At 45.5% G+C, this 23,584-nt stretch carries 30 protein-coding genes; 23 read left to right on the top strand and 7 right to left on the bottom strand.

The features are described from left to right. Positions 1-2: 2 nt before the first annotated feature. The 22 genes from FO440_RS18435 (at position 3) to FO440_RS18340 (ending at position 15,461) form a co-directional block, all read left to right on the top strand. On the top strand, positions 3-248 hold the full coding sequence (locus FO440_RS18435) for a hypothetical protein (protein ID WP_144249753.1): 246 nt from the start codon (positions 3-5) through the stop codon (positions 246-248). Beyond that, positions 245-880 carry a hypothetical protein gene (locus tag FO440_RS18430; RefSeq protein ID WP_144249752.1) on the top strand — a complete coding sequence of 212 codons (636 nt, stop codon included), beginning with the start codon at positions 245-247 and terminating at the stop codon, positions 878-880. Before FO440_RS18435 ends, FO440_RS18430 begins: the two co-directional genes overlap by 4 nt. Positions 881-938: 58 nt before the next feature. Continuing rightward, a complete protein-coding gene (locus FO440_RS18425; RefSeq protein ID WP_144249751.1) occupies positions 939-1,718 on the top strand; it encodes a hypothetical protein in 780 nt (259 codons plus the stop codon). Next, positions 1,715-2,860: a plasmid transfer protein gene (locus tag FO440_RS18420; RefSeq protein WP_144249750.1), complete on the top strand. Its 1,146-nt coding sequence runs from the start codon at positions 1,715-1,717 to the stop codon at positions 2,858-2,860. Before FO440_RS18425 ends, FO440_RS18420 begins: the two co-directional genes overlap by 4 nt. Positions 2,861-2,869: 9 nt before the next feature. After that, entirely contained in the window at positions 2,870-3,484 is a 615-nt protein-coding gene (traK, locus tag FO440_RS18415) for a conjugative transposon protein TraK (RefSeq protein WP_144249749.1), read from the top strand. After that, on the top strand, positions 3,462-3,872 hold the full coding sequence (locus FO440_RS18410) for a hypothetical protein (protein ID WP_144249748.1): 411 nt from the start codon (positions 3,462-3,464) through the stop codon (positions 3,870-3,872). Before traK ends, FO440_RS18410 begins: the two co-directional genes overlap by 23 nt. Before the next feature lie 5 nt (positions 3,873-3,877). Further along, positions 3,878-4,948 carry a conjugative transposon protein TraM gene (traM, locus tag FO440_RS18405; protein ID WP_144249747.1) on the top strand — a complete coding sequence of 357 codons (1,071 nt, stop codon included), beginning with the start codon at positions 3,878-3,880 and terminating at the stop codon, positions 4,946-4,948. Between the two features lies 1 nt (position 4,949). Continuing rightward, complete coding sequence (locus FO440_RS18400) at positions 4,950-5,642, top strand: DUF4138 domain-containing protein (protein WP_246104259.1); 693 nt, start codon at positions 4,950-4,952, stop codon at positions 5,640-5,642. After that, positions 5,548-5,745, top strand: a complete 198-nt coding sequence (locus FO440_RS25140) for a DUF4138 domain-containing protein (RefSeq protein WP_394348381.1) — start codon at positions 5,548-5,550, stop codon at positions 5,743-5,745. The genes FO440_RS18400 and FO440_RS25140 overlap by 95 nt, the downstream gene beginning before the upstream one ends. A gap of 31 nt (positions 5,746-5,776) precedes the next feature. After that, entirely contained in the window at positions 5,777-5,941 is a 165-nt protein-coding gene (locus FO440_RS24735; protein ID WP_222104011.1) for a hypothetical protein, read from the top strand. 2 nt (positions 5,942-5,943) lie between these two features. Further along, on the top strand, positions 5,944-6,489 hold the full coding sequence (locus FO440_RS18395; protein WP_144249746.1) for a nucleotidyltransferase: 546 nt from the start codon (positions 5,944-5,946) through the stop codon (positions 6,487-6,489). Between the two features lie 67 nt (positions 6,490-6,556). Continuing rightward, positions 6,557-7,318: a metallophosphoesterase gene (locus FO440_RS18390; protein WP_144249745.1), complete on the top strand. Its 762-nt coding sequence runs from the start codon at positions 6,557-6,559 to the stop codon at positions 7,316-7,318. Positions 7,319-7,368: 50 nt separating this feature from the next. Then, on the top strand, positions 7,369-7,656 hold the full coding sequence (locus FO440_RS18385) for a helix-turn-helix domain-containing protein (RefSeq protein WP_144249744.1): 288 nt from the start codon (positions 7,369-7,371) through the stop codon (positions 7,654-7,656). A 7-nt stretch (positions 7,657-7,663) separates the two neighbouring features. Beyond that, positions 7,664-8,950: a type II toxin-antitoxin system HipA family toxin gene (locus FO440_RS18380; RefSeq protein ID WP_144249743.1), complete on the top strand. Its 1,287-nt coding sequence runs from the start codon at positions 7,664-7,666 to the stop codon at positions 8,948-8,950. A 58-nt stretch (positions 8,951-9,008) separates the two neighbouring features. After that, positions 9,009-10,973, top strand: coding sequence for a type IV secretion system DNA-binding domain-containing protein (locus tag FO440_RS18375; RefSeq protein ID WP_144249742.1), 1,965 nt, complete (start codon positions 9,009-9,011; stop codon positions 10,971-10,973). 2 nt (positions 10,974-10,975) lie between these two features. Next, a complete protein-coding gene (locus tag FO440_RS18370; protein ID WP_144249741.1) occupies positions 10,976-11,410 on the top strand; it encodes a M23 family metallopeptidase in 435 nt (144 codons plus the stop codon). Continuing rightward, on the top strand, positions 11,403-12,563 hold the full coding sequence (locus tag FO440_RS18365) for a zincin-like metallopeptidase domain-containing protein (protein WP_144249740.1): 1,161 nt from the start codon (positions 11,403-11,405) through the stop codon (positions 12,561-12,563). The genes FO440_RS18370 and FO440_RS18365 overlap by 8 nt, the downstream gene beginning before the upstream one ends. 3 nt (positions 12,564-12,566) lie before the next feature. Next, complete coding sequence (locus FO440_RS18360) at positions 12,567-13,346, top strand: DUF4099 domain-containing protein (protein WP_144249739.1); 780 nt, start codon at positions 12,567-12,569, stop codon at positions 13,344-13,346. After that, on the top strand, positions 13,315-13,893 hold the full coding sequence (locus FO440_RS18355) for a hypothetical protein (RefSeq protein WP_144249738.1): 579 nt from the start codon (positions 13,315-13,317) through the stop codon (positions 13,891-13,893). Before FO440_RS18360 ends, FO440_RS18355 begins: the two co-directional genes overlap by 32 nt. Continuing rightward, positions 13,890-14,120, top strand: a complete 231-nt coding sequence (locus FO440_RS18350) for a hypothetical protein (protein ID WP_144249737.1) — start codon at positions 13,890-13,892, stop codon at positions 14,118-14,120. The genes FO440_RS18355 and FO440_RS18350 overlap by 4 nt, the downstream gene beginning before the upstream one ends. A 94-nt stretch (positions 14,121-14,214) precedes the next feature. Continuing rightward, positions 14,215-14,490, top strand: coding sequence for a hypothetical protein (locus tag FO440_RS18345; RefSeq protein ID WP_144249736.1), 276 nt, complete (start codon positions 14,215-14,217; stop codon positions 14,488-14,490). A 26-nt stretch (positions 14,491-14,516) separates the two neighbouring features. Next, a complete protein-coding gene (locus FO440_RS18340; RefSeq protein WP_144249735.1) occupies positions 14,517-15,461 on the top strand; it encodes a zeta toxin family protein in 945 nt (314 codons plus the stop codon). 103 nt (positions 15,462-15,564) lie between these two features. Here FO440_RS18340 and FO440_RS18335 read toward each other — a convergent pair whose 3' ends face one another. The 3 genes from FO440_RS18335 to FO440_RS18325 all read right to left on the bottom strand — a co-directional run bounded on the left by FO440_RS18335 (position 15,565) and on the right by FO440_RS18325 (position 18,232). Continuing rightward, positions 15,565-15,792: a hypothetical protein gene (locus tag FO440_RS18335; protein ID WP_144249734.1), complete on the bottom strand. Its 228-nt coding sequence runs from the start codon at positions 15,790-15,792 to the stop codon at positions 15,565-15,567. Positions 15,793-16,123: 331 nt separating this feature from the next. Continuing rightward, positions 16,124-17,665 carry a S8 family peptidase gene (locus FO440_RS18330; protein WP_144249733.1) on the bottom strand — a complete coding sequence of 514 codons (1,542 nt, stop codon included), beginning with the start codon at positions 17,663-17,665 and terminating at the stop codon, positions 16,124-16,126. A gap of 99 nt (positions 17,666-17,764) precedes the next feature. Beyond that, the gene (locus FO440_RS18325) at positions 17,765-18,232 is read right to left on the bottom strand and encodes an Lrp/AsnC family transcriptional regulator (RefSeq protein ID WP_144249732.1); all 468 of its coding nucleotides are present in this window, start codon (positions 18,230-18,232) and stop codon (positions 17,765-17,767) included. A 687-nt stretch (positions 18,233-18,919) separates the two neighbouring features. Between FO440_RS18325 and FO440_RS18320 the strand changes: the two genes are divergently transcribed. Further along, positions 18,920-19,411 (top strand): Lrp/AsnC family transcriptional regulator, encoded by a 492-nt coding sequence (locus tag FO440_RS18320; RefSeq protein WP_144249731.1) that lies wholly within the window; start codon positions 18,920-18,922, stop codon positions 19,409-19,411. Between the two features lie 230 nt (positions 19,412-19,641). On the opposite strand, the gene FO440_RS24900 is transcribed toward FO440_RS18320, so the two are convergent. From FO440_RS24900 to FO440_RS18300, 4 genes are all read right to left on the bottom strand, one after another. Then, complete coding sequence (locus FO440_RS24900; RefSeq protein WP_246104258.1) at positions 19,642-19,989, bottom strand: CoA-transferase; 348 nt, start codon at positions 19,987-19,989, stop codon at positions 19,642-19,644. Positions 19,990-20,184: 195 nt separating this feature from the next. Continuing rightward, entirely contained in the window at positions 20,185-20,313 is a 129-nt protein-coding gene (locus tag FO440_RS25135) for an Lrp/AsnC ligand binding domain-containing protein (protein WP_144249730.1), read from the bottom strand. 59 nt (positions 20,314-20,372) lie between these two features. Then, on the bottom strand, positions 20,373-21,050 hold the full coding sequence (locus FO440_RS18305; RefSeq protein WP_144249729.1) for a DUF4198 domain-containing protein: 678 nt from the start codon (positions 21,048-21,050) through the stop codon (positions 20,373-20,375). 2 nt (positions 21,051-21,052) lie between these two features. Beyond that, positions 21,053-23,584: a hypothetical protein gene (locus FO440_RS18300; RefSeq protein ID WP_144249728.1), complete on the bottom strand. Its 2,532-nt coding sequence runs from the start codon at positions 23,582-23,584 to the stop codon at positions 21,053-21,055.

Raw genomic sequence — 23,584 nt, 5'->3', positions numbered from 1 at the left:
CTATGGAAAGACCAACTAAAGTCGATGAGTTATTAAAAAACATCAACAATATTCACGAATTAGGGCGTCAGCGCGCCTTTGAATTAGGTAATCCTTTCTACGCGCAATACTCGGGTGACGGAGAATACTATACCAAAGAAATGCCCGACGGTGAGCGGTTTTTAGTGGATATCGAAGTGATTACAAATGATCATAACATTCCGGTTGAAATCAAAGATACCATCATTAAGAAACTTGGCAGGCGATGAACAGGCCGGAATTAATTATGGTTGCCGGTTGCAATGCCGCCGGTAAATCGAGCTTTATCCGTAGCAGGATGGCGCAGCTGGAAGATTTCATCATGATTATGACTGATGTATCGAAAAGCAGTACGAAAACTGATGTAAGAGAAAGCATTGCCGCAAAAAAAAGTATCATCCTTGAAACGGTTTTTAATGATGCTTCTTTTAAAGATTTAATCGATGAGGCAAGAGATGCGGGCTACGCAACGTCATTAATCGCCTTATTTCTGGATTCACCCACGCAATCTTATAAAAGAGTCGCGGCAAGGATAATAGATCAGGCAGGTTTGGTTATAAGCGCAGGCAATATAAAACTGAATTTTAATGAAAGTTTTAAAAATATAGCGCTCTACTATTTTTATTTTGACAGATCTGACTTTGTATATACCGGAACGGCAGGCGAAAATCTTCTTGTTATGGAGTTCGACAAGTCTACACTTCGAAGTTACAAACCGTCAGATTTGACTTATCCGATAAAATTTGCTGAATTCGCCCACGCCAACCAGAGGCTAAATGATGAAACGCGTAACATTATTCTTAAGAACGAATCATGGGTGCGTGAATATACCCCGCAAGAAAACCCGAGGTTACAGGATTAAATATTAGACCATTAAAAAGCAGCCACCCGCTGCTTTTTTCATTTAGTTACATTTTATTATGAAAAAAACGATTGTATTAGCAGGCTTCGGCCTGCTTTGTTGTTTCCGGCTGTTAGGCCAGTCTGTGGTCAATGACGAAGCGCTCCGCTACCAGGAACAGCGGATGGTCTACCAGCAATGGGACCAAAACAAATTCAAACCATCACCCGGCTTCCTGAGCCTTAATCCTTATTACTGGCTTGTATGGGGCTTTTTTCATCCCGATTACCATAAGACGGACCTCCGGCCCTTGAGCCCCAACGGCCCGCAAACCCAGCGACTTGCCTTTGTCGCAGCCATGAGTAACACAGATAACCATTACAAATTGCAATCCGATACCGTCAAAACCACGGCATTGTCCCAAGTCGCAGCGACCTCAGGTTTGGTCAGTGACCTCGATCCGCTCTGGCTATTGTATTATAAAAACCAGTTTGATCCTGTACTTAACTTTAACCCGGTAAAACTTTCGGCGGGCCTTAGCCCGCAAGCCAACAGCAAATTAGTTTCCGAAGGCACCTTAAGTTGGTACGGGAACGAATTGAATATGCTCAAACAGCGCATCCAGGCTGCGCATACCGCCGATATGGACAGGGGTTCAAGAATTTTAGCCTATTACCGGCTGCTCAATGAATACAGGAAACTGGCAGGAGTCTGGTCGGTCCGGACCTCGTCCGCACAATCCACACTTGATCTCGCCGCGCAGCAGCAAACACTAAAATCAAATAACGCCAGCGTGCCGGACTGGACACCGCAGACCGATATCTCCATTGCTAAAAAGATCTTACAAAAAATACAATGAGCAAACGAACCATTATCTCAATCCTTTTATTACTGGCTGTTATGCCCGTTTTCGCGCAAACCGCCGACCAGACGAAGACCCTGCAGTTTTTCCAGGGCGACGGCGTTTACGAAACCGGGGTCATGACCTTCCTCACTGGCCTGAAAGAATCGATCTGGACCCACTTTGACCTGTTCATAACCGACGCAAAGGCGCTGGCCGCTATCTTTATGATCATCTATTTCGCCATCCGGTCCTATGAAATGATGGTCGGGGATAAGCAGCTCGAGGTCATGCCCCTGCTCCGGCCCTTCGGGCTGGCCATGATCATCCTCTGGTGGGGGACTTTTGTAAAAATGGTCGCCTTCCCGACCGATCTGGTCTCCGCCCAGACCGAGCAAATGTTCGAAAGTGAACAAAATACCATCAACGACCTGCGCTTTAACCGCGCTAACCTGATGCAGGCCGTCGCCAATTCACTCTATACCTTCCAGGCACAAACCGAAGTGGCAGCGAAGGAAAGCGATACCTGGTATGACCGGGCCTGGGACGCGGTCAGCAGTACCGTTAAACAAGGCATCTCCGATGTCGTCTCACCCTTACTGGAACTCAAGAACCGGCTCACGATCGGGATGCAGTTACTGATCAGCCAGTTACTGGAGATTTTGGCGATCTGGCTGTTAAGACTGGCCGTGTATATTATTTTCCTGATCCAGATCATCTACTCCAGTATCCTAATCATCCTGGGGCCCTTCGCGGTTGCTGTCAGTATCCTGCCCGCGTTCCGTGACAGTTTCAGTACCTGGATCGCGCGCTTTGTGTCCGTTAACCTGTATTCCGGCATCGCCTACCTGATCATGTACCTCTGCGGCCTGATGCAGGAATACGCCCTGGAATCCGAAATCAGCAAATACCAGGAACTGGTCGGCCAGAACGGCACCAAGGCAGATTTTGAGAAAATGGCCTTTTTCGCTGGTAACGGGATCCTGTCCTTCGGTACGGTCATCGTGGTATTTGTGATCGGCGCCATCTGTATGTTTACCGTACCCAGTATTTCCACCTGGATTATTTCCACTTCGGGGATCAGTTCCGCGTCTTCCAATTTTGGCCGTGGCGCCGGTACGCTCCATGGAGCCGCGAAAGCCGCCAGTACCTTACTCTAAATTATCACCATGATCATTAAAAACATAGAAGCCAAGATCCGCCTGGCCACTTTCGTGGCGGGCGGCAGTTTTTTAACGGCCATTATGATCGCCGCGATCTCCTGCGCTTATGCTTATAAACAGGTTGCTAACGCACGGCAGAGCGTTTATATCCTGGATAATAACATCCCGGTGCTGGCACGCCAGACCGATGTGCAAATGAACCGCCCTGCGGAATACCGCGCAGATGTTGACCTGTATCATTCCCTTTTCTTTTCGCTGACGCCGGATGATAAGTATATGGAATACCAGCTCAAAAAAGCGATGTACCTGGTCGATGAATCCGGGATGCAGCAATATAACGATCTGAAAGAAAAAGGATTTTTTAATTCGATCTTATCCTCCAGTTCGGTACTGACCCTGCAAACCGACAGCATTGCTTTGGACATCCCCCGGAAATATTTCCGCTATTACGGCAAGCTGAAAATCGACCGGCGCAGCAGTACCGTAGTACGCTCGCTCATCACCGAGGGTTACCTGAAGGATATCCCGCGCAGTAACAATAACCCGCATGGTGTACTGATCACCGGCTGGAAAACCCTGGAAAATAAAGACCTTGAAAATGTGGACAAAAATACGTTCTGACCGGGACCCGAAAGACACCGTTTTCAGCGAGATCAGGAAAGAGTTCAAACCCTATTTTGACAAAGTTAAAACAACAACTTTCACGCTGCTCAGGCGGTTCCCGAAAAGCGTTTTCGCCTGTATGGTTATTTTAATTGTTGTTTCCATTGTGCTGGCTTTCAATAATTTTATTCATCAGGTTGCTCCCTCAAAACCTGTCGGCATCACGGCGCCATTTCAAGACGGTTTCGACAAGATCCTGGAGGCGGGCACCCGGCTTAAAGAAACCATCAGGCTGAAAAAAGTCGTCGACAGCATCAGCGCTAAAAAACAGCTGAATACAACGGATAGTATACGCCTGATCCGGACGCTGGATAGTCTCCGGCATATTTACCCATCCTTTAAATAAAGCATATGAAACTCAATCTCCGGCAGCCCAAATACGTGCTGCCTATCATCTTATTGCCCTTTTTATGCCTGTTTTTCTATATCTGGCATTCCGGCCCGGGCAGCAAAAAGCCCGCGGAAAAAAAACAGGAGGAGCTCAATGGCGCCGTTGGTCAGGTATCTTCTGTTGTCCGGAAGGAAAACCTGCAGGATAAGCTGGATGCTTTCCGAAATACCTTCAAAGAAGCGGATGGGAGTTCCCCGGTGGCGGCGATCTCCCCTGAGAAACCTCCGCAACTGGACTCGCTTCGTAAAGCGGTCCATGCAAAATTCGGCGACAGGCAGGCCGTTGAAATGCTCAATCATAGCGCGGGGCAGCCTAAACCTAAGATTGCCATTGACAAACCGGACGATCCTATGGAAACTTTTAAAAAGCAAATGGCTTACATGGACAGCCTGAACAAGGAAAATGACCCGGCTGCCAAAGCTGAAAGACAAAAACAACAGGCAGCGGCCAAACGAAAGCAACTGGAAGCTGATCAAAAAATCTTTGCTGTCAGCAAAGCGGACGCCGGCAGCGAAGGCTTTAATACAGTCATGCCTGACCAGGACAAAACCTTTATCAAAGCCGTAATCGACGAGAATATGACCGGCTATGCAGGTTCAAGATTAAGACTACGATTATTGGATGATATCGTCGCGGGTAAGCTCTTAGTTCCGAAGGATACCTATATCTACGCCAGTATCAGCGGTTTTTCCGAACAGCGGGTGACCCTTTCCATCAAAACCATTCTTAGTTCGGGAAAGATCCTGCCCGTAAAATTAGAAGTTTACGACCTCGACGGCCTGCCCGGGCTCTATGTCCCTGCGTCCGCGTTCCGGGACTTTAGTAAGGACCTGGGCAGCAGTTCTATCCAGGGCGTGGACATCGGTTCGGGCACGACCAGCTTCGTGATGAGCGCTGCGGGTAAAATGTTTCAATCGACTTCCAGCGCCATCGCGGGTATCATCCGAAAGAATAAGGCCCGCATGAAATACAATTCTTATATCTATTTAATCGACCCTGATGCGTTGCAAAACGCTCAAAAAAACTACTGACATGAACTATATCTTAGCCATACTCTTATCCCTTTTTACTTATTGTGTTCAGGGACAAAACAACCTGCCAACGGTTTATTTACCCGCAAACCTAACGGTTCATTTTATTTCTCCCGAACCGATCCAATACGTGGATATTTCTTCCAGACACATCGTCGGCGACCTGCCCCTTAAAAACGTTTTACGCATTAAAATTAAAGATTCTGTAAAAACGGAAGACGACGCGGTGGTCACCATCACCGGTGAAAAATTCATCGCCCAGTACCATGTCATCATCGGCGGCAGCGATGTTCCAACGGAAATTAATATCGAACCCAAAGACACCCGGCCACTGGATCTTGAAAATATTGGTTTGTCCACCAACCAGCTAAAAGCCTTATGCCTGGAGATTGCGGCCAAAAAACCGCCCAAACCAAAAGAAAAAACCAAAGCTTTTGGGATAAACGCGAAACTGAATCACCTCTACACCTTTGGCGATTACCTGTTCGTGGACCTCAGTTTTCAAAACAACACCAATCTCCGCTATGATATCGATGAACTGCGGTATAAGATCGACGACAAAAAAAGTCACCAAAGCATCCAATGTTCAATCATTGGAGATCAAACCGGCATATACCCTGTTCACGGAACCGGCATTCAGCAAATACTACCGCAACATCATCGTATTCAAAAAATTGAGCTATCCCGGAAATAAAGTCATGAACATCGAACTCCGCGAAAAACAAATCTCCGGTCGTGTCATCACGCTTCAAATACCGTATAAGGATTTATTAAAAGCCGACGTAATTCCTTTATAATAAATTCTTAAATTTGTTAACATTAGCAATTATGGAAACTAAGATCCAGGATAACGATCCCGCCCTAACCGCACAGCTAAAGGCCGGGCTAAAAAGAACCCACATGGAGCGGTTTTTAATGTTTTGCACGCTTTACAAAATGCACCACACGTTAAAGCAAGCGAAAATTACGCACAAACCTCTTATACGCAGATAATCATGGACATTTTCGATGAAGAAATTATCAAGTTATTTGCAGCGTTGAATGATAATAATGTACTATATATTGTTGTTGGCGGATTAGCAATCAACTTGCATGGTTATGACCGTTTTACGGGAGATGTTGATGTTTGGCTTAAAGATACTTCTGCCAATAGGAAAAATCTCCGCCAGGCATTTGTGGACTGTGATATGCCCGACTATCCCATGCTCGAAACTATGCAATTCGTGCCAGGCTGGACCGATTTTCATCTCAATAATTCAGTTAGATTGGATATCATGACCGATATGAAAGGGATTGATAATTATAGTTTTGACGAATGCCTGGAAATGGCAGCCACCGCAGAACTTGAAGATACGATTATCCCATTCTTACACATCAGCCAACTTATCGACAACAAAAAAGCAGTTGATCGGCCAAAAGATCAGCTTGACGTTATCGCTTTAAAACGGATTCAGGAGATGCGGGAACAAGAAACCGATCTTGAAAATAACATTGACAACGACCATGACGAAGACCGCAGCTACAAAGGCCGGAAAAGATAAAGCTGCTTAGTCTCTAAAATATAGCTTATCTACCATCATGTGAGGATTTTGATGGTATTTTTGTGCTATGACTATTCAATACGCATCTGACCTGCACCTGGAATTTTTAGAGAACGAGTATTTTATTCGTAACAACCCTTTAAAAACGGGTGCCGACATTTTGGTTTTAGCAGGTGATATTGCCTTATTTAAGGAACTTCCAAAATATGACTGGTTCTTCGATTATGTGTCTGAAAATTTTGGCATTACGTACTGGATAGCCGGGAACCACGAATATTATCATTATGATTTATTTAAAAAGCGAGGTCATTTTCAGGAGGAAATCAGGCACAATGTATTCCTGGTAAATGATTTTGTGATCAGGCATGAGCATGTACGATTGATCTTTGCCACACTCTGGACAGATATCAGCCCTGAAAAACGAATCCCAATCGCCAAGGCGATGAATGACTTTCATTTGATTCAATATAAAAAGGAGTGGTTGACAGCGGAACATTTATCAGCAGAACATAAGCACTCTTTGGAACTGATTGAACATGAGCTAAAAACCAAACAAGAAGGTATGATTACTATCGTTGCGACCCATCATGTGCCGACTTTTACCAATTATCCGCCGGAATATTTAGGCAGCGTGCTGAATCAAGCCTTTGCAGTTGAGCTGAAAACAATGATTAGTTCAGTTGGACCTGATTACTGGATTTACGGGCACCATCACCAAAATATCCCTGAATTTGAAATTGGACCAACTAAATTATTAACTAATCAATTGGGTTATGTGAAATACAATGAGCATATGCTCTTCAATCCTGATAAGCGTTTAGAAATATAAAATGATGCCTATTATGACCATTTTATTTATATTTGGTAAAAATAAGCATCATGGCACTCAAGAAACATGTAGTTTTCCCGAAACAGGAGCAAATAATAGGGATTTTAGGAGAAAACCTAAAATTAGCACGTAAGCGTCGCGGATTAACAATGTTACAGGTTGCGGAGCGTGCCGCGATGGATCGTGGCACCTTGCGGGAAGTAGAGCGTGGTAACCCAAGTATTTCAATTGGTGCTTACGTTAATGTGCTAAGGGTTTTAGGCCTGCAGAAAGACATTTTAAAAGTAGCGTCCGATGATGTTCTAGGCAGAAAGCTTCAGGATAGTAAACTATTATAATGTGATTATGGTTACTAATAGTAAAACAGATATTTATATTTATGCTGATTGGATAGGATTAGGTGGCCCACAGTTCATGGGAACTTTGAAAGCTACTCAAGCCAAAACTTATAAGACATTCGGCTTTCAATATGATCCTGGATGGTTGAAAAAAAATAATAGCATATTGATAGATCCGGAAATTCTCCATTATGATGGGCCACAATTTCCAGTAGAAAGACAAAATTTTGGTGTTTTCTCAGATTCCATGCCTGATTCCTGGGGCCGAAAACTCATGCAAAGGCGCGCAAGCCAAAAAGCGAAAGAAGATAAAGTGAATAATAAAACGTTATATGAGATTGATTTTCTCTTAGGCGTTCATGATTTTACCAGAATGGGAGCGTTGCGTTACAAATTAGAAAAGGATGGTCCTTTTTTAGATAATGACGATCATCAGCCGGCTCCTCCCTGGACGTCCATCAGGGATTTACAATACAGTGCAGAAGTTTTTGAGGAAGATACCAACGGAGAAGAGAAAAAATGGCTGGAGTTGTTACTGGCGCCTGGATCATCCTTAGGCGGGGCGCGGCCCAAGGCTAATGTGGTTGATGAAAAAGGTGCTTTATGGATTGCTAAATTCCCTTCGGCTAATGATATTACCGATAAAGCCGCCTGGGAGTATTTGGCTTATTTGTTGGCGGGACAATCCGGGGTGAAAATGGCTGAAAGTAAACTGGAGCATGTTTTTGGAAAGTACCGAACCTTTTTTACAAAGCGTTTTGATAGGGAAGGCGAAGGGCGAATCCATTTTTCATCTGCAATGACTATGACCAATTACGATGAGACTTTGATCCGGGATTATACACCCAGCTATCTTGAAATTGCCGACTTTGTGCAAAATAACGGTTCTAGTCTTAAGGAGGATTTGCACCAGCTCTGGCGACGAATCGTTTTTAATATCGCCATTTCAAATACAGACGACCATTTACGGAACCATGGTTTTTTACTGAGCGACAAAGGCTGGCGCTTGTCACCGGCCTATGATTTGAACCCATCAGTCGATAAATCCGGATTGGGATTGAATATAGATATGGACAGTAATGCGTTGAATTTAGATTTGGCAAGGAGTGTCGGCGCGTATTTTCAACTGAATGAAGCCGGGATGGATAAAATTATTGAAGAGGTGAGGTCGGGAACAGAAAATTGGCGTGATCTTGCGCAGGAATTAGGCATTCCGCGACACGAACAGGAACAAATGGCGCCTGCCTTTACTTTACATCCGCAATTCACTATCAGCCGGAAACGCGGACGATAATCTGTTACCAGATTTTCATTAAAGACCTGTTCAGGGCTTTTTTATTTTAATATGTTTTATGGAAGAAACGCGCGATCAGCAGAAACTGCATGGTTTTTTGCAGTGCTGCGTTTACCTTTCTATTGCTTTGGAGGCCTGTATTTTTATTTATCAGGCAGCGCCGGTTTGGGGGATCTTCGCCGGTCTATGGCATAAACTGGATGGGATCGTCATTTACCGTAACCTGGTTTATAGTAAACTTTCGACCCTGTTGCTGATCTGTTTGGTGAGCATCGGCACGCTGGCAAAAAAGAAGGTGGACCTGGATCCCAAGAACCATATTGTTTATCCCTTGACCCTGGGCCTGCTTTTGTTTTTTGGCAGTCTCTGGTTCTATAACCGGCCTTCCGGTTTAATTTTACCTTATACAAGTATTTTTAATTTACTGTATTTAGTTTCTTCCTTTTTCGGTGCGGTACTCACCAGCCTGGCAATGGATAACATTTCCAAGATGATCCGTTCGGGTTTAGGAAAGGATAAATGGAACGTGGAAGGGGAGAGTTTTATGCAGCAGGTCAAACCGGTGCAGACCCCTTATTCCGTGAATATCCCCATGCAGTTTTATTTTAAAGGCAGGGTGCGGAACGGCTGGGTCAATATCGTCAATCCCTTCCGTGGTACCCTGTTGATCGGGACGCCGGGTTCGGGTAAAAGCTTTGGGATCGTGAATCCCTTTATCCGCCAACTGATCGCCAAGGAATTTACCGGGGTGGTCTATGATTTCAAGTTCCCGGATTTGGGTAAGATCGCCTATTACCAGTACCTGGAGGTCCGGAAGAAGGGGAAATGTAAACAGCATGCTTTCCATGTGGTCAACCTCAACGACGTCGAAAAGAGCCGGCGGATCAATCCCTGGAAACGGGATTACTTAAGGACGCTGGCAGATGCCTCGGAAAGTGCAGAAGCTTTGGTGGAAGCGTTGAAGAAAGGGGATAAGTCAGGTGGCAGCGACCAGTTTTTTACCCAGTCGGCCATCAACTTTTTGTCGGCCTGTGTGTATTTCTTCAGTAAATATGCTGACGGCAAATATTCCAGCTTTCCGCACGTCCTGGCCTTTTTGAATCATTCCTACGAAGCTATATTTAATACGCTTTTTTCAGAACCCGAACTGGTACCATTACTTTCCCCCTTCAAGAGCGCATTTGAGGCGAAGGCGTTCGACCAGCTAGAGGGCCAGGTCGGCACGCTGAAGATCTTTATCAGCCGTCTGGCTACCAAAGAAACCTATTGGGTGTTTTCCGGGGATGATTTTGATCTGAAGGTTTCCGGCCGGGAGCATCCCGGGATCTTGGTACTCGCCAATGACCCGAATACCCAAAGCATCAATTCCGCCTGTTATTCGGTCGTATTGAACCGGATTACCAAGCTCATCAACAGCAAAGGCAATTTGCCGACCATGCTGATCATCGACGAGATCCCGACCCTGTTTACTTACAAAATAGAGAACCTGATCGCGACGGCCCGGAGCAATAAAGTGGCGATCCTGATGGGTTTACAGGAGCTGCCGCAATTTAATTTGCATTACGGCAAGGATACCGCGGCGACCATCACTTCGGTAGTCGGGAACGTGCTGGCGGGTTCAGTTCGAAACAAAGAGACACTGGACTGGCTGGAGCGCCTGTTCGGTAAATCCAAACAAATCGGGGAGAGCCTGTCCATTGACCGCAATAAAGTATCCAGTTCGCTGAATGAAAAACTGGAGGCGCTGATCCCCGCCGGGAAAATGGCGGCCTTGAATACGGGGGAGCTGGTAGGGCTGATCGCTGCAGACGTGCAGGATAACTATACCGGGAAATTTGATACCTCCGCGATCAATTGTAAGATCAACCTCGATAAAAAGGAACTGGAAGCAGAAGAAAAGGGCTACCGGGACCTGCCGGTCTATTATGATTTTGCCGGCGAAAAGGAAGAGATCTTACGCAACAACTTCAACAAGATCAACAAGGAAGTGGAAGGCGTGATCAAACAGTTCCAAAAGAAATAAACATGAAACTTTTATTGCTGGGCCTGCTGCTGCAGATCAGCCTGCCCCTGAAAAAACTGGCCCTGACCTCGGGCTACGGCTACCGCCTGCACCCCATCACCAAAATAAACACTTTTCACGCAGGCGTAGACCTCAAAGCACATTCGGACACAGTATATGCCATCACAAACGGACGCGTAACCAAGACTAATTATAATACATTATCAGGCATCTACATCAAAATCGACCATGGTGCCTTTCAAAGCCTTTATGGCCATCTTTCACAAATTTTTGTGAATTCAAACGCAACTGTTGCCGCAGGCCAGCCCATCGGCATCACCGGCGCGACAGGAACTGTGACCGGCGAGCACCTGCACTTCGCCATCACCATCAATGGTGCTGCTGTTAATCCTATCAAATTTTTAGTTCAACTATTTCAATACAATTATCATGAGTAAACAAGAATTCAAACCACTGCCGGAACAGACTTCCGAAAGAATGATCAAAGCGATCGAAGAAAACAAATCGATCTTCCAGAAAGCCATGAACCCGGAGAGAACCTCCCAGTTCGCGCAGCCTTTTAATCCCTCTACCGGTAAAAAGTACACCGGCCCCGCCGCATTGATCCTGATGATGAGGGACAAAAGCGATCCCCGCTGGATGACCGCCAACCAGGCCTCTTTTAACAAAACCCACGTACTCAAAGAATCAAAAGGGACGCTCATTAATTTCTTTTCCAGTAACATCACCCAGCCGGTCATGGAAAATGGGGAGCAGGTTAAAAAAGAAAACGGCTACCCTAAAACAGAACGGGTAACGCTTGACAAACCCCAATTGGTCGATGCCTGGCTGTTTAATGGCAGCCAGCTCAAGGATTTGCCGCCCTATGAACCTGAACCGCAGACACTATCGCCCATAGAACGGGCACAGGCAATTATGGATGCCAGTAATGCCTTTCTTGAAAAAGAGATCTCAGCACCAATGTATAATTCTCATAACGATCTCGTATTTATTCCGGCTAAAGACGTGTTCCCGTCGGCTGAATTGTATTATGCAGCTGCACTTCATGAACTTACTCATTGGACAGGTCATGAAGATCGCCTCAACCGCAAACCCGATAGTAATGGTACAGATGTATTAATTAAGGAGGAATTGCGGGCAAACTTAGCGTCCATATTTATCAGTAGTGAGCTGAACTTGCCCTATGATTTAGGCGACCACGTAGGCTACTTAAAGGCATTTGCGCAAATAATCAAGGAAGATCCCAAAGAACTGTTTAAAGCGGCTTCGGACGCGCAAAAAATGGCGGATTACGTCCTGAATTTTGAGCCCAAACTGGAACAGCAACTTAAAACATCGCCCGCTCAACTGGAAAAAGGTGATGTCATCCAATACAATGAAGCCCAATACACCGTGATCAGGCCGCTCAAAAATAAAGTCTTTGAAATGGAAAAGGACGGCGAGAAATTTAAGCTCAGTGCCAAAGACAATTTGTATACCTCGCTACTGGAAGCCAAAAAAAATGCACCGCAACAGCAGCAGGATCAGGAACAGGAGATGGAACCCACGCTGGGGGAAGAAGTATCCACAGGTTATAAAATGAAACGCTAAACCATGACACGATTGTTTGAAGAAGAGGACCTTCCGCTGGAAGAACTGCAGAAGGTCGGCCTGGCGGAAAATGGCAAGCTCAATCTCGATAAGGAAGACATGGATGCCATTTTATCCGGCAGGCGCACCGCGATGCTGCGTCTTGAAAACCTCAGTTCGGACGGATTTACAATCCCTGCGCTGGATGCCAAAGTTTCGCTGAAACCGGGAGCTGACGGGGAATTGCAGCTCATGCTGCACCCCATTTATAAAGATGTGCAGGGTCCCGGCTGGCTTTCGCCTGAAGACGCGGATAAGCTGATCAGAGGGGAGGAGGTGAACCTGGAAAGGACCGTATTTGATGATGACGGTAAACTGGCAGAAGTGCTGGTCGAATATGATAAGGAGACCAATGAGTTTATCGTCACGGATACGGAACTCGTGCAGGCACCGGACAAGATCAACAACGAACCGCTGACCCAGGAGCAAAAGGAAAAGTTCAAAAAGGGCAAGGAAGTGGAAATGAGCGATGGGACGGCGGTCCAGTTTTCGGCGGCGGAACCCAAGGGCATTCGTTCCAACCGGATTCACTTAATGGCTTCGATCCTCGTAGACGGCGGGGTCTCCTTTGTGCTTTATCATACGATCAATGCGATCGTCAACCGAAAGCAGGACAAGAGTGCCGAAGTCAATAACAGCAAGGGCTTCAAAGCCGCCCAAAATGAAATGCAGCAACAGGAAAACAAACGCAGTGCAAACAGTGAACAATCCCGTGGCTACAACCGATCCCGGACCTCCCGGTGAGATCCGGACGTTCGACTATGGGGACGCGGTGGAGATATACGATCACCCGTATCACCGCGTCCCCTTTTCTGAACGCTGCTGGCTCTCCCAAAACCAAAACCTCAACCTGATTTCTAATGTCATCATTTGTTCTTCCGGAATGGAAGCAGTGGCTTTTAATTATTTTCATCCGAAGCCCGCTAATGTTTTATTCCTTTCCATGGGCATCCGCCCCAACAATCACCATTTCCGATGGATCAATGAAAACTTGCAAAATAAAAGCTTTATACTGGTTTTTGGAAACACCCCGCTGGATAAAGCCACCGAACTGATCGTGGCTGCCGCGATCTGCCAACAACCACTAACGATCCGTTTTTCGAATGAGCTGGCCATCATCAATTTTCGCAGAAAGGCCTACCGAATGTCACAAGATGAATTAAGGCTATCATCTTTTAGCCGGTTATCCGGCTATCGGTTTAATTGCAAAACCGCCAGTCCAAAAGATCACGAAAATTACCTTGCGCAATGGCGGCAACGGTCATTATCCAACCAGTTCCCAAGCCCATGAAAACCTTTATCTATTTTATCTTAACCACACTGATCTCCACCGGCGCACTCCTCGGCGCCTTAAATCTTCCCAATCCATTTCCAGCCTTCGCCATTGCCTTTGGCATTTGGATCCTCTTCTTTTGGTGCTGGCAGCGCCGCTCCCAAAAACAAGCCGCAAAACGCGCGCTTGAACAACGCTTCGAAAACTACATGCGTTCAAGGACTCCAAATAAAAATCACCCATAGTTATCTACCACTACTTTTCGTCCCGGCTATTAATTTAGCTGTACTACAATTAACAGCTTAATATTTATTAAATTTGAATGAAATGAGACAGATCATGGAAATTAAACAACGCAATCCGTTGGATTGGTATCGTTTAACAGAAAGTGCCAGTTCTATATTAAATGGGTTGGTCGCATTGGCAGGCCGGGAAAGTTTTTTGGAATCCAAGAAACTAAATCCCGACCAAAAACGACTAAATGAACTGAAAGCCCTAGGTGATGAAGCAATAAAAGAATTGCGCAACACTGAAAACTTTAAATCACTTGAAAAAATGGAGGCCATAATTAGCAATTATAGTCTCATACTACAAGACGAGAAAAAAAAACTTTAACTGGGAGCGATACCGTACCGACGGATCTGTCAAAGGCTTTAAAAGGTCAATATTATCTTTCGGTTACTGATTTTAACATCCTGCAAAGGGGAGTTATTGAATTATATACAAAGGGTATCAAACCTTCAAAAACTCCTACAGTAATTATCCTCGGTGCACAACCTGGTGCCGGTAAAACCGAGTTAGAAATACTAGCTGTTGAAGAACTTGCCTGTAATGTAGTTGTTTGCAATGCAGATACTTTAAGAGACTTTCACCCGAAAGCTCAAGAAATCAAGCGAAACTTCGAAGAATTTTATCCGGAAATAACAGCGCAATACGCACAAGAATGGAATGAAGGTTTACGCTCATATTGCGAAGCTAACCGTTTGAACTATATCCTCGAAACAACGTTTTCATCTGGTCATAAAATGAACCAGACAATTACTGATCTCCGTGAAAAAGATTATCGTGTTGAAATCAAAATATTAGCTATTCACCCAAAGTTTAGTTTGATTAATACCCATGCACGCTTTGAAGACATGAAATTCAAAGAAAACAGCGGAAGGCTGGTTGGTAAAACTGCACATGATTCCCGATACTTTTTACTTGCTCCAACCTTATACGCCGTACAGATAGAAAATCTATATCACAAACTGCAATTATATACTCGGTCTTTTCGCCCTGATGCCGATGGACATATGCAGGGGTTGACTTTACTTGCAACTAACCCAACTGACTCAGTTCGTATTTTACAAGAAGAGATCGATAAAAAGTGGACCTCTGAAATGCTGGCTTATTTTGATGATCAGTGTCAGAGCGTTCTTGAAATGATGCATAAAAGAAATGCAAGCAAATCTGAGATAGCAACGTTTCGAAATGCAATGAATTCGGTCTACCCCACACAATTGGAATTGCAAATGAGCCTCGCACCTCAAGCCGATACTTTAAAGCAAACCGGCTCCGAAATAAAACGCTCACGGGGGCGTTAACAAAACCAGAGGGGTAAGTTTAATTTTCAAAAATAGAACTTACCCTTTTTTATTCCAATTCCCCGGTTCCCATAATTTTTTATGATCTATAAGGTATTGTGTCCTAATACCGATACCTGTTTTGATAGCGGATGGAGCTGCGCCAGTATTCCTCCTGGAGCGCCCTTCTGTTCTCCCAGTATTCCCTGCGCCTGCGGGCAGGTGCCGTGATCAAATAAATCATAAACCACAAGATGATTACGCCGCTGAAGTTTGGCCATGGATTGTTTACGGTTGCGGTTAATACCGCTCCATAGGTTACGAAGAAACCAAATACAAATAATAGTCTCATTTTCTTTTTTGTTTGTTGGTACAAACGTATGGACAGTTGGCCATGAAAATGAGCATTTACACGTTTATAAACGGCTATAAACGGATAGATAGTTTATAGCTTCACTACGGCGATGCCGTCATGAACTAATTTTTTGAGATAGGGTTTCCATATGGCAATTATTTTCAGGTGTTGTTGCTCATATAATTATAATGGGGCATAACAAAAATAAATGCGCCGGACGCTCCCGGCGCATTTCAACTTAATGTTACCCCTATTAAATTGTATAGATTTCAGATTTGTAATAAAGAACTTAGCGTTTCGTTGTAGCCCTGAAAGGCGGTTATTTCGTTCAGGTACTCTTTTTTTCTTTTGTATAGGTCTCAGCCAGCCGGAGCGCTTCGTAAGCATTTACGATTCCGCCCGTGCGGCACAGATCGCTGAAAGGAACGCTGACGGGTTGGCCGTTTTTATTGATCGTAACATGATGTGAGACCTTGCTTACCGATTGCAGGATGATCTCCTTTACCTGCATGGCGCTCAGCTTGGGATAGTATTCCCTGATTAGGGCGGCCAGTCCGGTTACGACAGGCGCCGCCATGCTCGTCCCGTTCTCGCGGACATAGGCATTACCCGGAACGGTGGATAAGATCTGTTCGCCCGGCGCAAAAACATCTACGGCGGTTTTGCCATAATTAGAGAAGGAAGCAGCAAGGTGTTCGTCATCCTGCCAGCCAGAAGCGCCGACCACGATCCAAGCGCCGGCGGTGCCGCTGCCGTCCGCAAAAACCCGAGTAGGGAAGTTAGCGGTACTGTCAATATTCTCGCCTGAATTGCCCGCGGCCTGGATCAATAAGACGTCTTTGGATAAGGCATATTTAGCCGCTGCGTCAACGGCGGGTTTGTCCCAGCTATAAGGTTTGCCAAAACTCATATTGATCACTTTCGCTCCGTTATCCGCGGCATAGCGGATCCCGTTGGCGATATCCTTGTCGCGTTCGTCGCCGTCAGGTACTGCCCGGACAATCATTAACCGGACATGATCGGCGATGCCGCGCACTTTGGAAGTATCGCTCCGGCGTGCGCCGACGATCCCGGCGACATGGGTGCCGTGCAAAGCGGAAGGCCCGAACACATTCCGGTTACCATAATTTGTTTCTGCAGAATTATTATAATCATCACCGACAACAGGACGGGGATCAAATTCAGGGTTCAGCTGGTAATCGGCCTGCTCCCGGAAATGCGCGAGTCCCTCTTCCAGTTGCTGCTTTCTGAAATTATTATACGTACCTTCCTGCAACTGCTGTAGTAAAATACTTTTTACATGCGCCTGCGCCGCGCCCTCCGGCTGGTAAGCCCGGAAGTCTTCTAAAGTCGGTACTTGTTTATTGATATGATGGACGATGGTATCCAGCACGTCGCGGAAACGGGTGATCCCGGCCACGGTCGCCTGCGCCTGGCTGCGCTGGTTGTCGAAGTCGGTTTGCAGTTCAGGACGCTGTTTGCCATCACCACGACGGATCAGCCGGGTAAGTTCGAGGTTATCGTATTGAACGTCACCTTTGGCACCGCCGATAAAGCTCCACCCATGAGTATCGTCAATATGGCCGTTATGATCGTCATCACGTCCGTTAGCGGGTTTTTCCCGGGGATTGTTCCAAAGGACGCTGCTCAGGTCGCGGTGGCTGGTATCCGTGCCGCTGTCCAGGATAGCGACAACGACCGGTTTGGCTTTCTTGCCTTTCAGCAGTTCACGGTAGGCTTTGTCCGTGCTGATACCAAAGACATGGTCCTGTTGCAGGTCGAGGTGCTGCCAGTCCGGCGCCTGGGCGAAACTTTGAAAACTGATCAGGCCGAAAAGCCCGATGAAAGTAGGAGTGGTTAATTTAAACATGGGGCAATTTTCAAATTTTCGCTTAGACCCCGAACAAAGCCGCTAAATTCAGGATAGCATACTGCACCGGCGGTTTTTGCAGGATATCATGCTGCGGATTCAGGGTTCCACAATGTAGGGGCCGTTCGCTTTAAACTCCTCCAGGATCAGTGAACTTTGTACTTTGGCGACACCGGGAAGCACGGCCAGTTTATGTTTCAGGAACTGGTTATATTCCTGCGGGCTGCGGAACGATACGAGTAGCAGGAAATCGTATTTACCGGATAAGTGGAGACAAGTATTTACTTCCGGAAAAGCATTTACCGCCTCGGCAAAGGCCACGATCCCCTCGCTTGCATGTACATTGAGCCGTACCTGGGTGACCATCAGCGTTCCGCGGCCGATCTTTTGCGGATCGAGTACCGCCACGCTTTTTTTGATAAAGCCGTCCTTGTACAGGTTCTTAATGCGCTGGTGGGTCGGCGAAATCGATTTATCGATCATGCCGGCGATCTGCTTGATATCCAGGTCGGCGTTCTCCTGCAGGATATTTAAGATCTTGATATCGGTGGCGTCAAGGGTTCTCATATTTTAATTTTCAGCGTGGATTTATACCCGGTGAAGGGTGATATGAAATGACCGTTCTTTTATTCATGGGACGAAATTGCCCGGAATCATTTAAACGTGAGAATATTTTTCCGATTCAGTATTATTTGCTGTTGAGTGTGGTTTTTCCGCAAATTTTACCGGGATTTTGAAAAAAAATAAACGGGAAGCAACGCCACTTCCCGGATACTTTCTTTTGTGCGTAATAAATCTGGTTTACAAGTAAGAACGATACGTTGAGTTTTTTAAAACGGAAGGCAGCCCCGGCCTCCCGTTTGCTAAAGCAGTGTCAAATTGTTTTAAAGAACGATGGGCTTATCGAATCACAGGCTGCCTGTATCGCCATTGATCCGCAACCACTCATGGTCTTTGGAATAATACAAATCTTCCGGAAATTCGATCATGCTGTGAAATTTAAAAAAGGGCGACGGCCTCCCGCCACCCCAAACGAACCTAATTTGGAATCAAAGTTGACCGATCGGGCGGCACTTTCCCAAATCCGCGAAACATTCAGTTTACCATGCTGCTAAGCGGGCCGGCCGCAGTATTTTATCCTGCGTTCTTGCTTTATTTGAACAATTCATTAACTTGCGTTAAGTACTTGAAGTACAACCAATTAAACCAATAAAAAATCTTGTTTTTAATCAAATTTCAGAAAAAAATCCTGTTATGCACAGTTATACCCTCGACGAAGTAGATATCAAGATCCTGCAATTGCTGCAGGAGAACGCCCGGCTGACCAATAAAGAGATCGGTGAAAAATTACATAAAACCTCCAGTCCCATATTTGACCGCGTCAAACGCATGCAGGAATTCGGCATTATCCGCGGCTACATCGCCGTGCTGGACCATACCAAGATTGACCGCCGGACCATGGCCTTTACCCATGTACAATTAAAGGACCATTCAGGGGACATCCTCGAATCCTTTGAACAGGAGATCATTCAATTTGACGAAGTGGTGGAATGTTACCACATGTCGGGGCAATATGATTTTATTTTGCGGATCGCCGTAAGTGACCTGGAAAGTTACCACCATTTCCTGATGAAAAAGCTGTTCCAGCTGAAGATCGTCGGCTCGGTACAAAGCACATTTGTAATGAAAGAAGCGAAACGGGATTTGGGTTACAAGCTGACCGTCCCCAAACGGGCCGCAGTTTGAACCGGCTTTGACAGGGTTCCCTCGCGGAACCCTGCTAGCCACCAACTAAATTTTAAAACCAAATTTACCATTGCTGATAACCTATATGAAGAACCCTGTTTGGCAGGGAATTGAAGGCGATTAATGGGACAAATGTGGAAGTATTGTCCCCATCCGGCAATAAAAAAAATAATTTCAGCACGCTGTTCGGTTTTTACCGGATCCGCAGCAAAGTTTCCTGCGCATGCTGTTTACCAGGCGATCAGCGCCAGCTGATCGCTGACCGCCAGCGGGGCGGCAGTCGCGGAAATAATATCCTCCGGGGTATAGCCTGGCGCAATCTCCTGTAGCAGGAAGCCGCCTTCCGGCTGAACGCCTACGACGGCCAGTTCGGTTACGATCCGTTGTACGCAACGGTACCCCGTCAGCGGCACAGTGCATTCCCGGAGCAGCTTGGAAGCGCCGTACTTATCCCCGTGCTGCATAGCGACAATGATACGGCCCGTCGAAGCCACCAGGTCCATGGCCTCGCCCATCCCTTTCACCATTTTACCCGGGAACTTCCAGTTGGCGATATCCCCGCGCATGGAAACCTCCATGGCGCCGAGTTTCGTCAGGCCGATTTGCCCGCCTCAGGTCATCGTGAAACTCTCCGCCGAATTGAAAATCGAAGCGCAAGGGAGCAACGTAACCGTTAGTTTGCCAGCAATGATCAGGTCAGCCGATACCGTTCCCCGGTAGGATAGGGGCCCATACCCAATATGCCGTTCTCAGATTGCAGGATGACCCTTTTGCTAGTTTGTTCCGAAAAAACCATTAAGTCGGTTAATGGCCAACCTAGACAGATTTTCATCTATTATCAAGTTATTTTCATCCATATCCCGGCACGCCACCCGCAGCAGGAAGTCGAAGGAGCCGGTCAAGTGGTAGCATTACATAAAACGAGTTGGCCCCGTTTTCTTTATTTTGTTTTACCCCTATTTTACTTTACTACCCCCGTTCTCTTGGCAATGCCAGCCAAACCTACGTTAAAATTGTCTGAGCCTTTTAGGCTCTTTGTCGAATCAATTTTAAATTGTAAAAGTGTATAATAATTTCCCGTGGGAATATTCATCAGGTAAGCAATTCCATTAGCATTTGTTGTTAGGGTGTAGGTTGCCAAGTCGCAATTTCCTGTAGAAGACAATGATTGTGACCGAAACAGGCAAACCTGGCAATTACTTACCGCGTCGGTTCCGTCTGTGACATGATATACGATTCCATTCTGAAGCGAATCAGAAGGCATCATCACGAGGGTTGTATTTAATGAAGCCTTTAATTTCCAAATCAGCTTCCCATATAAGCCGATAGAGTCTTCGGTGTCCTGGGCAAATACGAAATAGGTGCTATCGGTGCCCAAATTCGTAAACGTAAAATAACCGTCTGCGTCAGTAGTAGTTGAATTAATATAGTTGTTTCCATGATCCCCTGAATACCCGATTTTTACCGTTTTGCCGCCAAGTGGCAGTGGGCTAAGTGTATCCGCTTTTGCATAGTCACCTTTGTAAAATAATCTTCCGCGTAGGTATAGGCCACCTTTTACGTCATCCCTTAATCCTTTATATTTTTTACAGCCTGCGCACAGCAGAGCCAATAAAACTAAAAATTTGATTGCTTTCATCACTATTTAAATAAGGTAAACAATTTGCCAACGAAATCTGCATCAACAGCTAAACCAAAGAAGGGGCCGGCACCACGGAATGCACCTGCCTGATCGGTAATCACATTGTTCGTAATTTGATACTTGGTATAACGAATAAAATGTTCACCCCCGGTCAACCTGATGCCAGGCACCAAATCAAGACTTAGCCCCCCATAGAAGTTCCTGGAAGGGTCGGGAATGCCCACCCCGGTGTAGATGGAAAACCTGTTCCAGAAATGTCCCTCCAAGTTTTTTTTGTTTTTAATGCCCAGAAAGCTATTGTCCAAATTGAATGCTCCGGCGGGGAAAAAGTGCAATCCGATGATAAAGCTGACTTGTTGGTCTTTCGGCGTGACCACAAGCTGATTATTCACGATTGCCGCGTCATTCATCACATAATCGTTGGTAGTAATTCCGATACCTCCGCTCACTTGTACAATGTGTTTCTTGGCCACACTAAAACTTCCTTTCAACTTGTTGACTTTGACTGAATCACTAGCATCTCCCGATGGCTTAGCCCCTGCGCCTGATTTACCAGGCTTCGGCGCTTCTTCCGTCAATACATAGTCTTTTTCCTTAGGCCCGGTAATAAAATCAAACGTTGAAAGGACTGTCGAATATTGAGGCGTTTCACTTTTGTCATTGATTTCAGCATCTTTAATCTGCACGTTATCCAGATTAGGGATCAAATAGGCAAGGACAATCTTCATGTTATTGATCACAGCAGGCGCAGCTTTCCGCTCGGCATTTTCATCCATGAACTTCTTAAATTGGCTGATTAGATCATCGACTTCCTGTTTCGCTTGCGATTCTTGTATTTTTAATAAATCTGATTGGTTTTTAATACTAATTGATTGAGAATTACATTTGGCCAAAAAGAATGTTAACCCTTGTAAAAAAATTGGCCTATCGGCGCCTGCCACCGTAGCTATATAGGCCTCCAGAATATCCCGCTTATTTGCGCCGGGAAATTTCAAGGTATGTTTGCCTATTTTAATATTAAAGCCAATTAGAATTTTTCGAGTTTGTCCCGCGTAGTTCGGCATATGTACATTAGCATGCAGCGGCACATTGGTGTAATTTGCACTTAAGGTGATGTTTGGATTGGGCGGAACGACAACCGGATTGGTGTTGAGTACTGTACCAAGTGCCGGCAATCCGCTTATTGCTGTGTAGGCAGAGCCTAATTGCGTCCCAATATCGGAAATTGCTATCTGTGCTTTTGACTTATTATCTATTGTGATATCGGTTCCGCTAATGATCACATTTTTCTCCGCGGGAATATTATTGACGGCAATTACAATTTGTTCATCTTCTGAAACCGATGGTCGTAAACACGAATTGGAAGTTCGGTAATCGTTACTTGCGTCGTAATTAATTATAAATTTGCGTTTATAGGGCTCAACATAACCTGTACCACAACAATTCTGATCCTGAATTATAGGTATCAGGATATGGTTGACAAACGAGACATCAGTTAACATATCCTTTCGGTCCTTAAAGCCCAAAAGATACCCCCCCGAATGCTTATACCTGACTTTGCCTGATTTAAGCGCATTAATCAGGGTTTGTATTTTCTCCGGATCATCTTCGCAACAGCGCTTGATAGAATCTATTTTCTGATCAAGGATCTTGTCAAAAAGAATCAATTTCGGCCAGTCATATTTAACAGACTCCGAAAATGCGGTCAAACGGAAACTGCCGCCCGAAATCCAAAAAAGCGCATCGCTGCATTTATTTTGAACAAACCAATGATATAATGGATTATTGTCTATCTCATTCAAATACTGATTAAAGGGATTGGCATCGCCGGCACAGCGAAATTCGAATGCTGCATCTAATTGGGGTGGGTTCAAGAACAATTGACGTAGCTCATTAAGCTGCGTGAAATAGTCATCGCTTTTCCTCAGGTTTTGCAAGGATGCATCGCAATCATCGCAGAAAAATCGTTCAACGAACTTTCGAACAGCTTCATCTTGGTAAACATCAACCTGAAGATAAGATTGTCTTTCATTAAGTTTGGCTACAGCTTGATAGTTGCTGGACTCGCACAGTTTCTTTGCTGTGCAAGCAATTTTTTTAGCAAGTGGACTAGCAGGTATAGTTTTTGGATTGGACTTGAGCTTTTCCAAATCTGCGATTAAATCGTTTAACTCATTCAATTTTGTTTGGTACTGATTTTGGCCCCAAAACGCGAGATAAAATTGTTTCAAACCGGTACGACTATCGCTTAAACTATCCAGGGTGCCATTCGCCGCGTCGAGCAGCTTTGCATAGAGTTTCTTTTGCAAATCAATACAGAAGTCCATGTCAGTAATTGGAATGGCCCCTGTGTAATCCGCCGGATCTATTTTATTTCTTGCAAGTGCTTCATTTTGGGGTTCAACAAGTTGTCCGTGCGTGAGTTTTACTGGATTCTTTGCAGCAATTTGCGCAACTGAAAAATTGTTTACTCCTAAAAGGAGTAGAAGGGCTGCGATTAGTGGAGCGGCTTTAAAAAGATATTTGATCAT

The organism is Mucilaginibacter corticis (assembly GCF_007558865.1).
Lineage (GTDB): Bacteria > Bacteroidota > Bacteroidia > Sphingobacteriales > Sphingobacteriaceae > Mucilaginibacter > Mucilaginibacter corticis.
Note: the sequence above shows the minus strand (reverse complement) of the source record. Positions and strands in the feature narration are given on the sequence as shown.

Excerpts from the sequence above, each read along its gene's own strand:
- FO440_RS18305 (WP_144249729.1), bottom strand. The coding sequence starts at position 21,050 with ATGAAAGCAATCAAATTTTTAGTTTTATTGGCTCTGCTGTGCGCAGGC.
- FO440_RS24900 (WP_246104258.1), bottom strand. The coding sequence starts at position 19,989 with ATGGAGGTTTCCATGCGCGGGGATATCGCCAACTGGAAGTTCCCGGGT.
- FO440_RS18385 (WP_144249744.1), top strand. The coding sequence starts at position 7,369 with ATGGCACTCAAGAAACATGTAGTTTTCCCGAAACAGGAGCAAATAATA.
- FO440_RS18425 (WP_144249751.1), top strand. The coding sequence starts at position 939 with ATGAAAAAAACGATTGTATTAGCAGGCTTCGGCCTGCTTTGTTGTTTC.
- FO440_RS18420 (WP_144249750.1), top strand. The coding sequence starts at position 1,715 with ATGAGCAAACGAACCATTATCTCAATCCTTTTATTACTGGCTGTTATG.
- FO440_RS18345 (WP_144249736.1), top strand. The coding sequence starts at position 14,215 with ATGGAAATTAAACAACGCAATCCGTTGGATTGGTATCGTTTAACAGAA.
- FO440_RS18395 (WP_144249746.1), top strand. The coding sequence starts at position 5,944 with ATGGACATTTTCGATGAAGAAATTATCAAGTTATTTGCAGCGTTGAAT.
- FO440_RS18350 (WP_144249737.1), top strand. The coding sequence starts at position 13,890 with ATGAAAACCTTTATCTATTTTATCTTAACCACACTGATCTCCACCGGC.
- FO440_RS18370 (WP_144249741.1), top strand. The coding sequence starts at position 10,976 with ATGAAACTTTTATTGCTGGGCCTGCTGCTGCAGATCAGCCTGCCCCTG.
- FO440_RS18320 (WP_144249731.1), top strand. The coding sequence starts at position 18,920 with ATGCACAGTTATACCCTCGACGAAGTAGATATCAAGATCCTGCAATTG.
- FO440_RS18365 (WP_144249740.1), top strand. The coding sequence starts at position 11,403 with ATGAGTAAACAAGAATTCAAACCACTGCCGGAACAGACTTCCGAAAGA.
- traK (WP_144249749.1), top strand. The coding sequence starts at position 2,870 with ATGATCATTAAAAACATAGAAGCCAAGATCCGCCTGGCCACTTTCGTG.
- FO440_RS18335 (WP_144249734.1), bottom strand. The coding sequence starts at position 15,792 with ATGAGACTATTATTTGTATTTGGTTTCTTCGTAACCTATGGAGCGGTA.
- FO440_RS18380 (WP_144249743.1), top strand. The coding sequence starts at position 7,664 with ATGGTTACTAATAGTAAAACAGATATTTATATTTATGCTGATTGGATA.
- FO440_RS18435 (WP_144249753.1), top strand. The coding sequence starts at position 3 with ATGGAAAGACCAACTAAAGTCGATGAGTTATTAAAAAACATCAACAAT.
- FO440_RS18400 (WP_246104259.1), top strand. The coding sequence starts at position 4,950 with ATGAACTATATCTTAGCCATACTCTTATCCCTTTTTACTTATTGTGTT.
- FO440_RS18430 (WP_144249752.1), top strand. The coding sequence starts at position 245 with ATGAACAGGCCGGAATTAATTATGGTTGCCGGTTGCAATGCCGCCGGT.
- FO440_RS18375 (WP_144249742.1), top strand. The coding sequence starts at position 9,009 with ATGGAAGAAACGCGCGATCAGCAGAAACTGCATGGTTTTTTGCAGTGC.
- FO440_RS18300 (WP_144249728.1), bottom strand. The coding sequence starts at position 23,584 with ATGATCAAATATCTTTTTAAAGCCGCTCCACTAATCGCAGCCCTTCTA.
- FO440_RS18410 (WP_144249748.1), top strand. The coding sequence starts at position 3,462 with ATGTGGACAAAAATACGTTCTGACCGGGACCCGAAAGACACCGTTTTC.
- FO440_RS18360 (WP_144249739.1), top strand. The coding sequence starts at position 12,567 with ATGACACGATTGTTTGAAGAAGAGGACCTTCCGCTGGAAGAACTGCAG.
- FO440_RS18325 (WP_144249732.1), bottom strand. The coding sequence starts at position 18,232 with ATGAGAACCCTTGACGCCACCGATATCAAGATCTTAAATATCCTGCAG.
- FO440_RS18330 (WP_144249733.1), bottom strand. The coding sequence starts at position 17,665 with ATGTTTAAATTAACCACTCCTACTTTCATCGGGCTTTTCGGCCTGATC.
- traM (WP_144249747.1), top strand. The coding sequence starts at position 3,878 with ATGAAACTCAATCTCCGGCAGCCCAAATACGTGCTGCCTATCATCTTA.
- FO440_RS24735 (WP_222104011.1), top strand. The coding sequence starts at position 5,777 with ATGGAAACTAAGATCCAGGATAACGATCCCGCCCTAACCGCACAGCTA.
- FO440_RS18390 (WP_144249745.1), top strand. The coding sequence starts at position 6,557 with ATGACTATTCAATACGCATCTGACCTGCACCTGGAATTTTTAGAGAAC.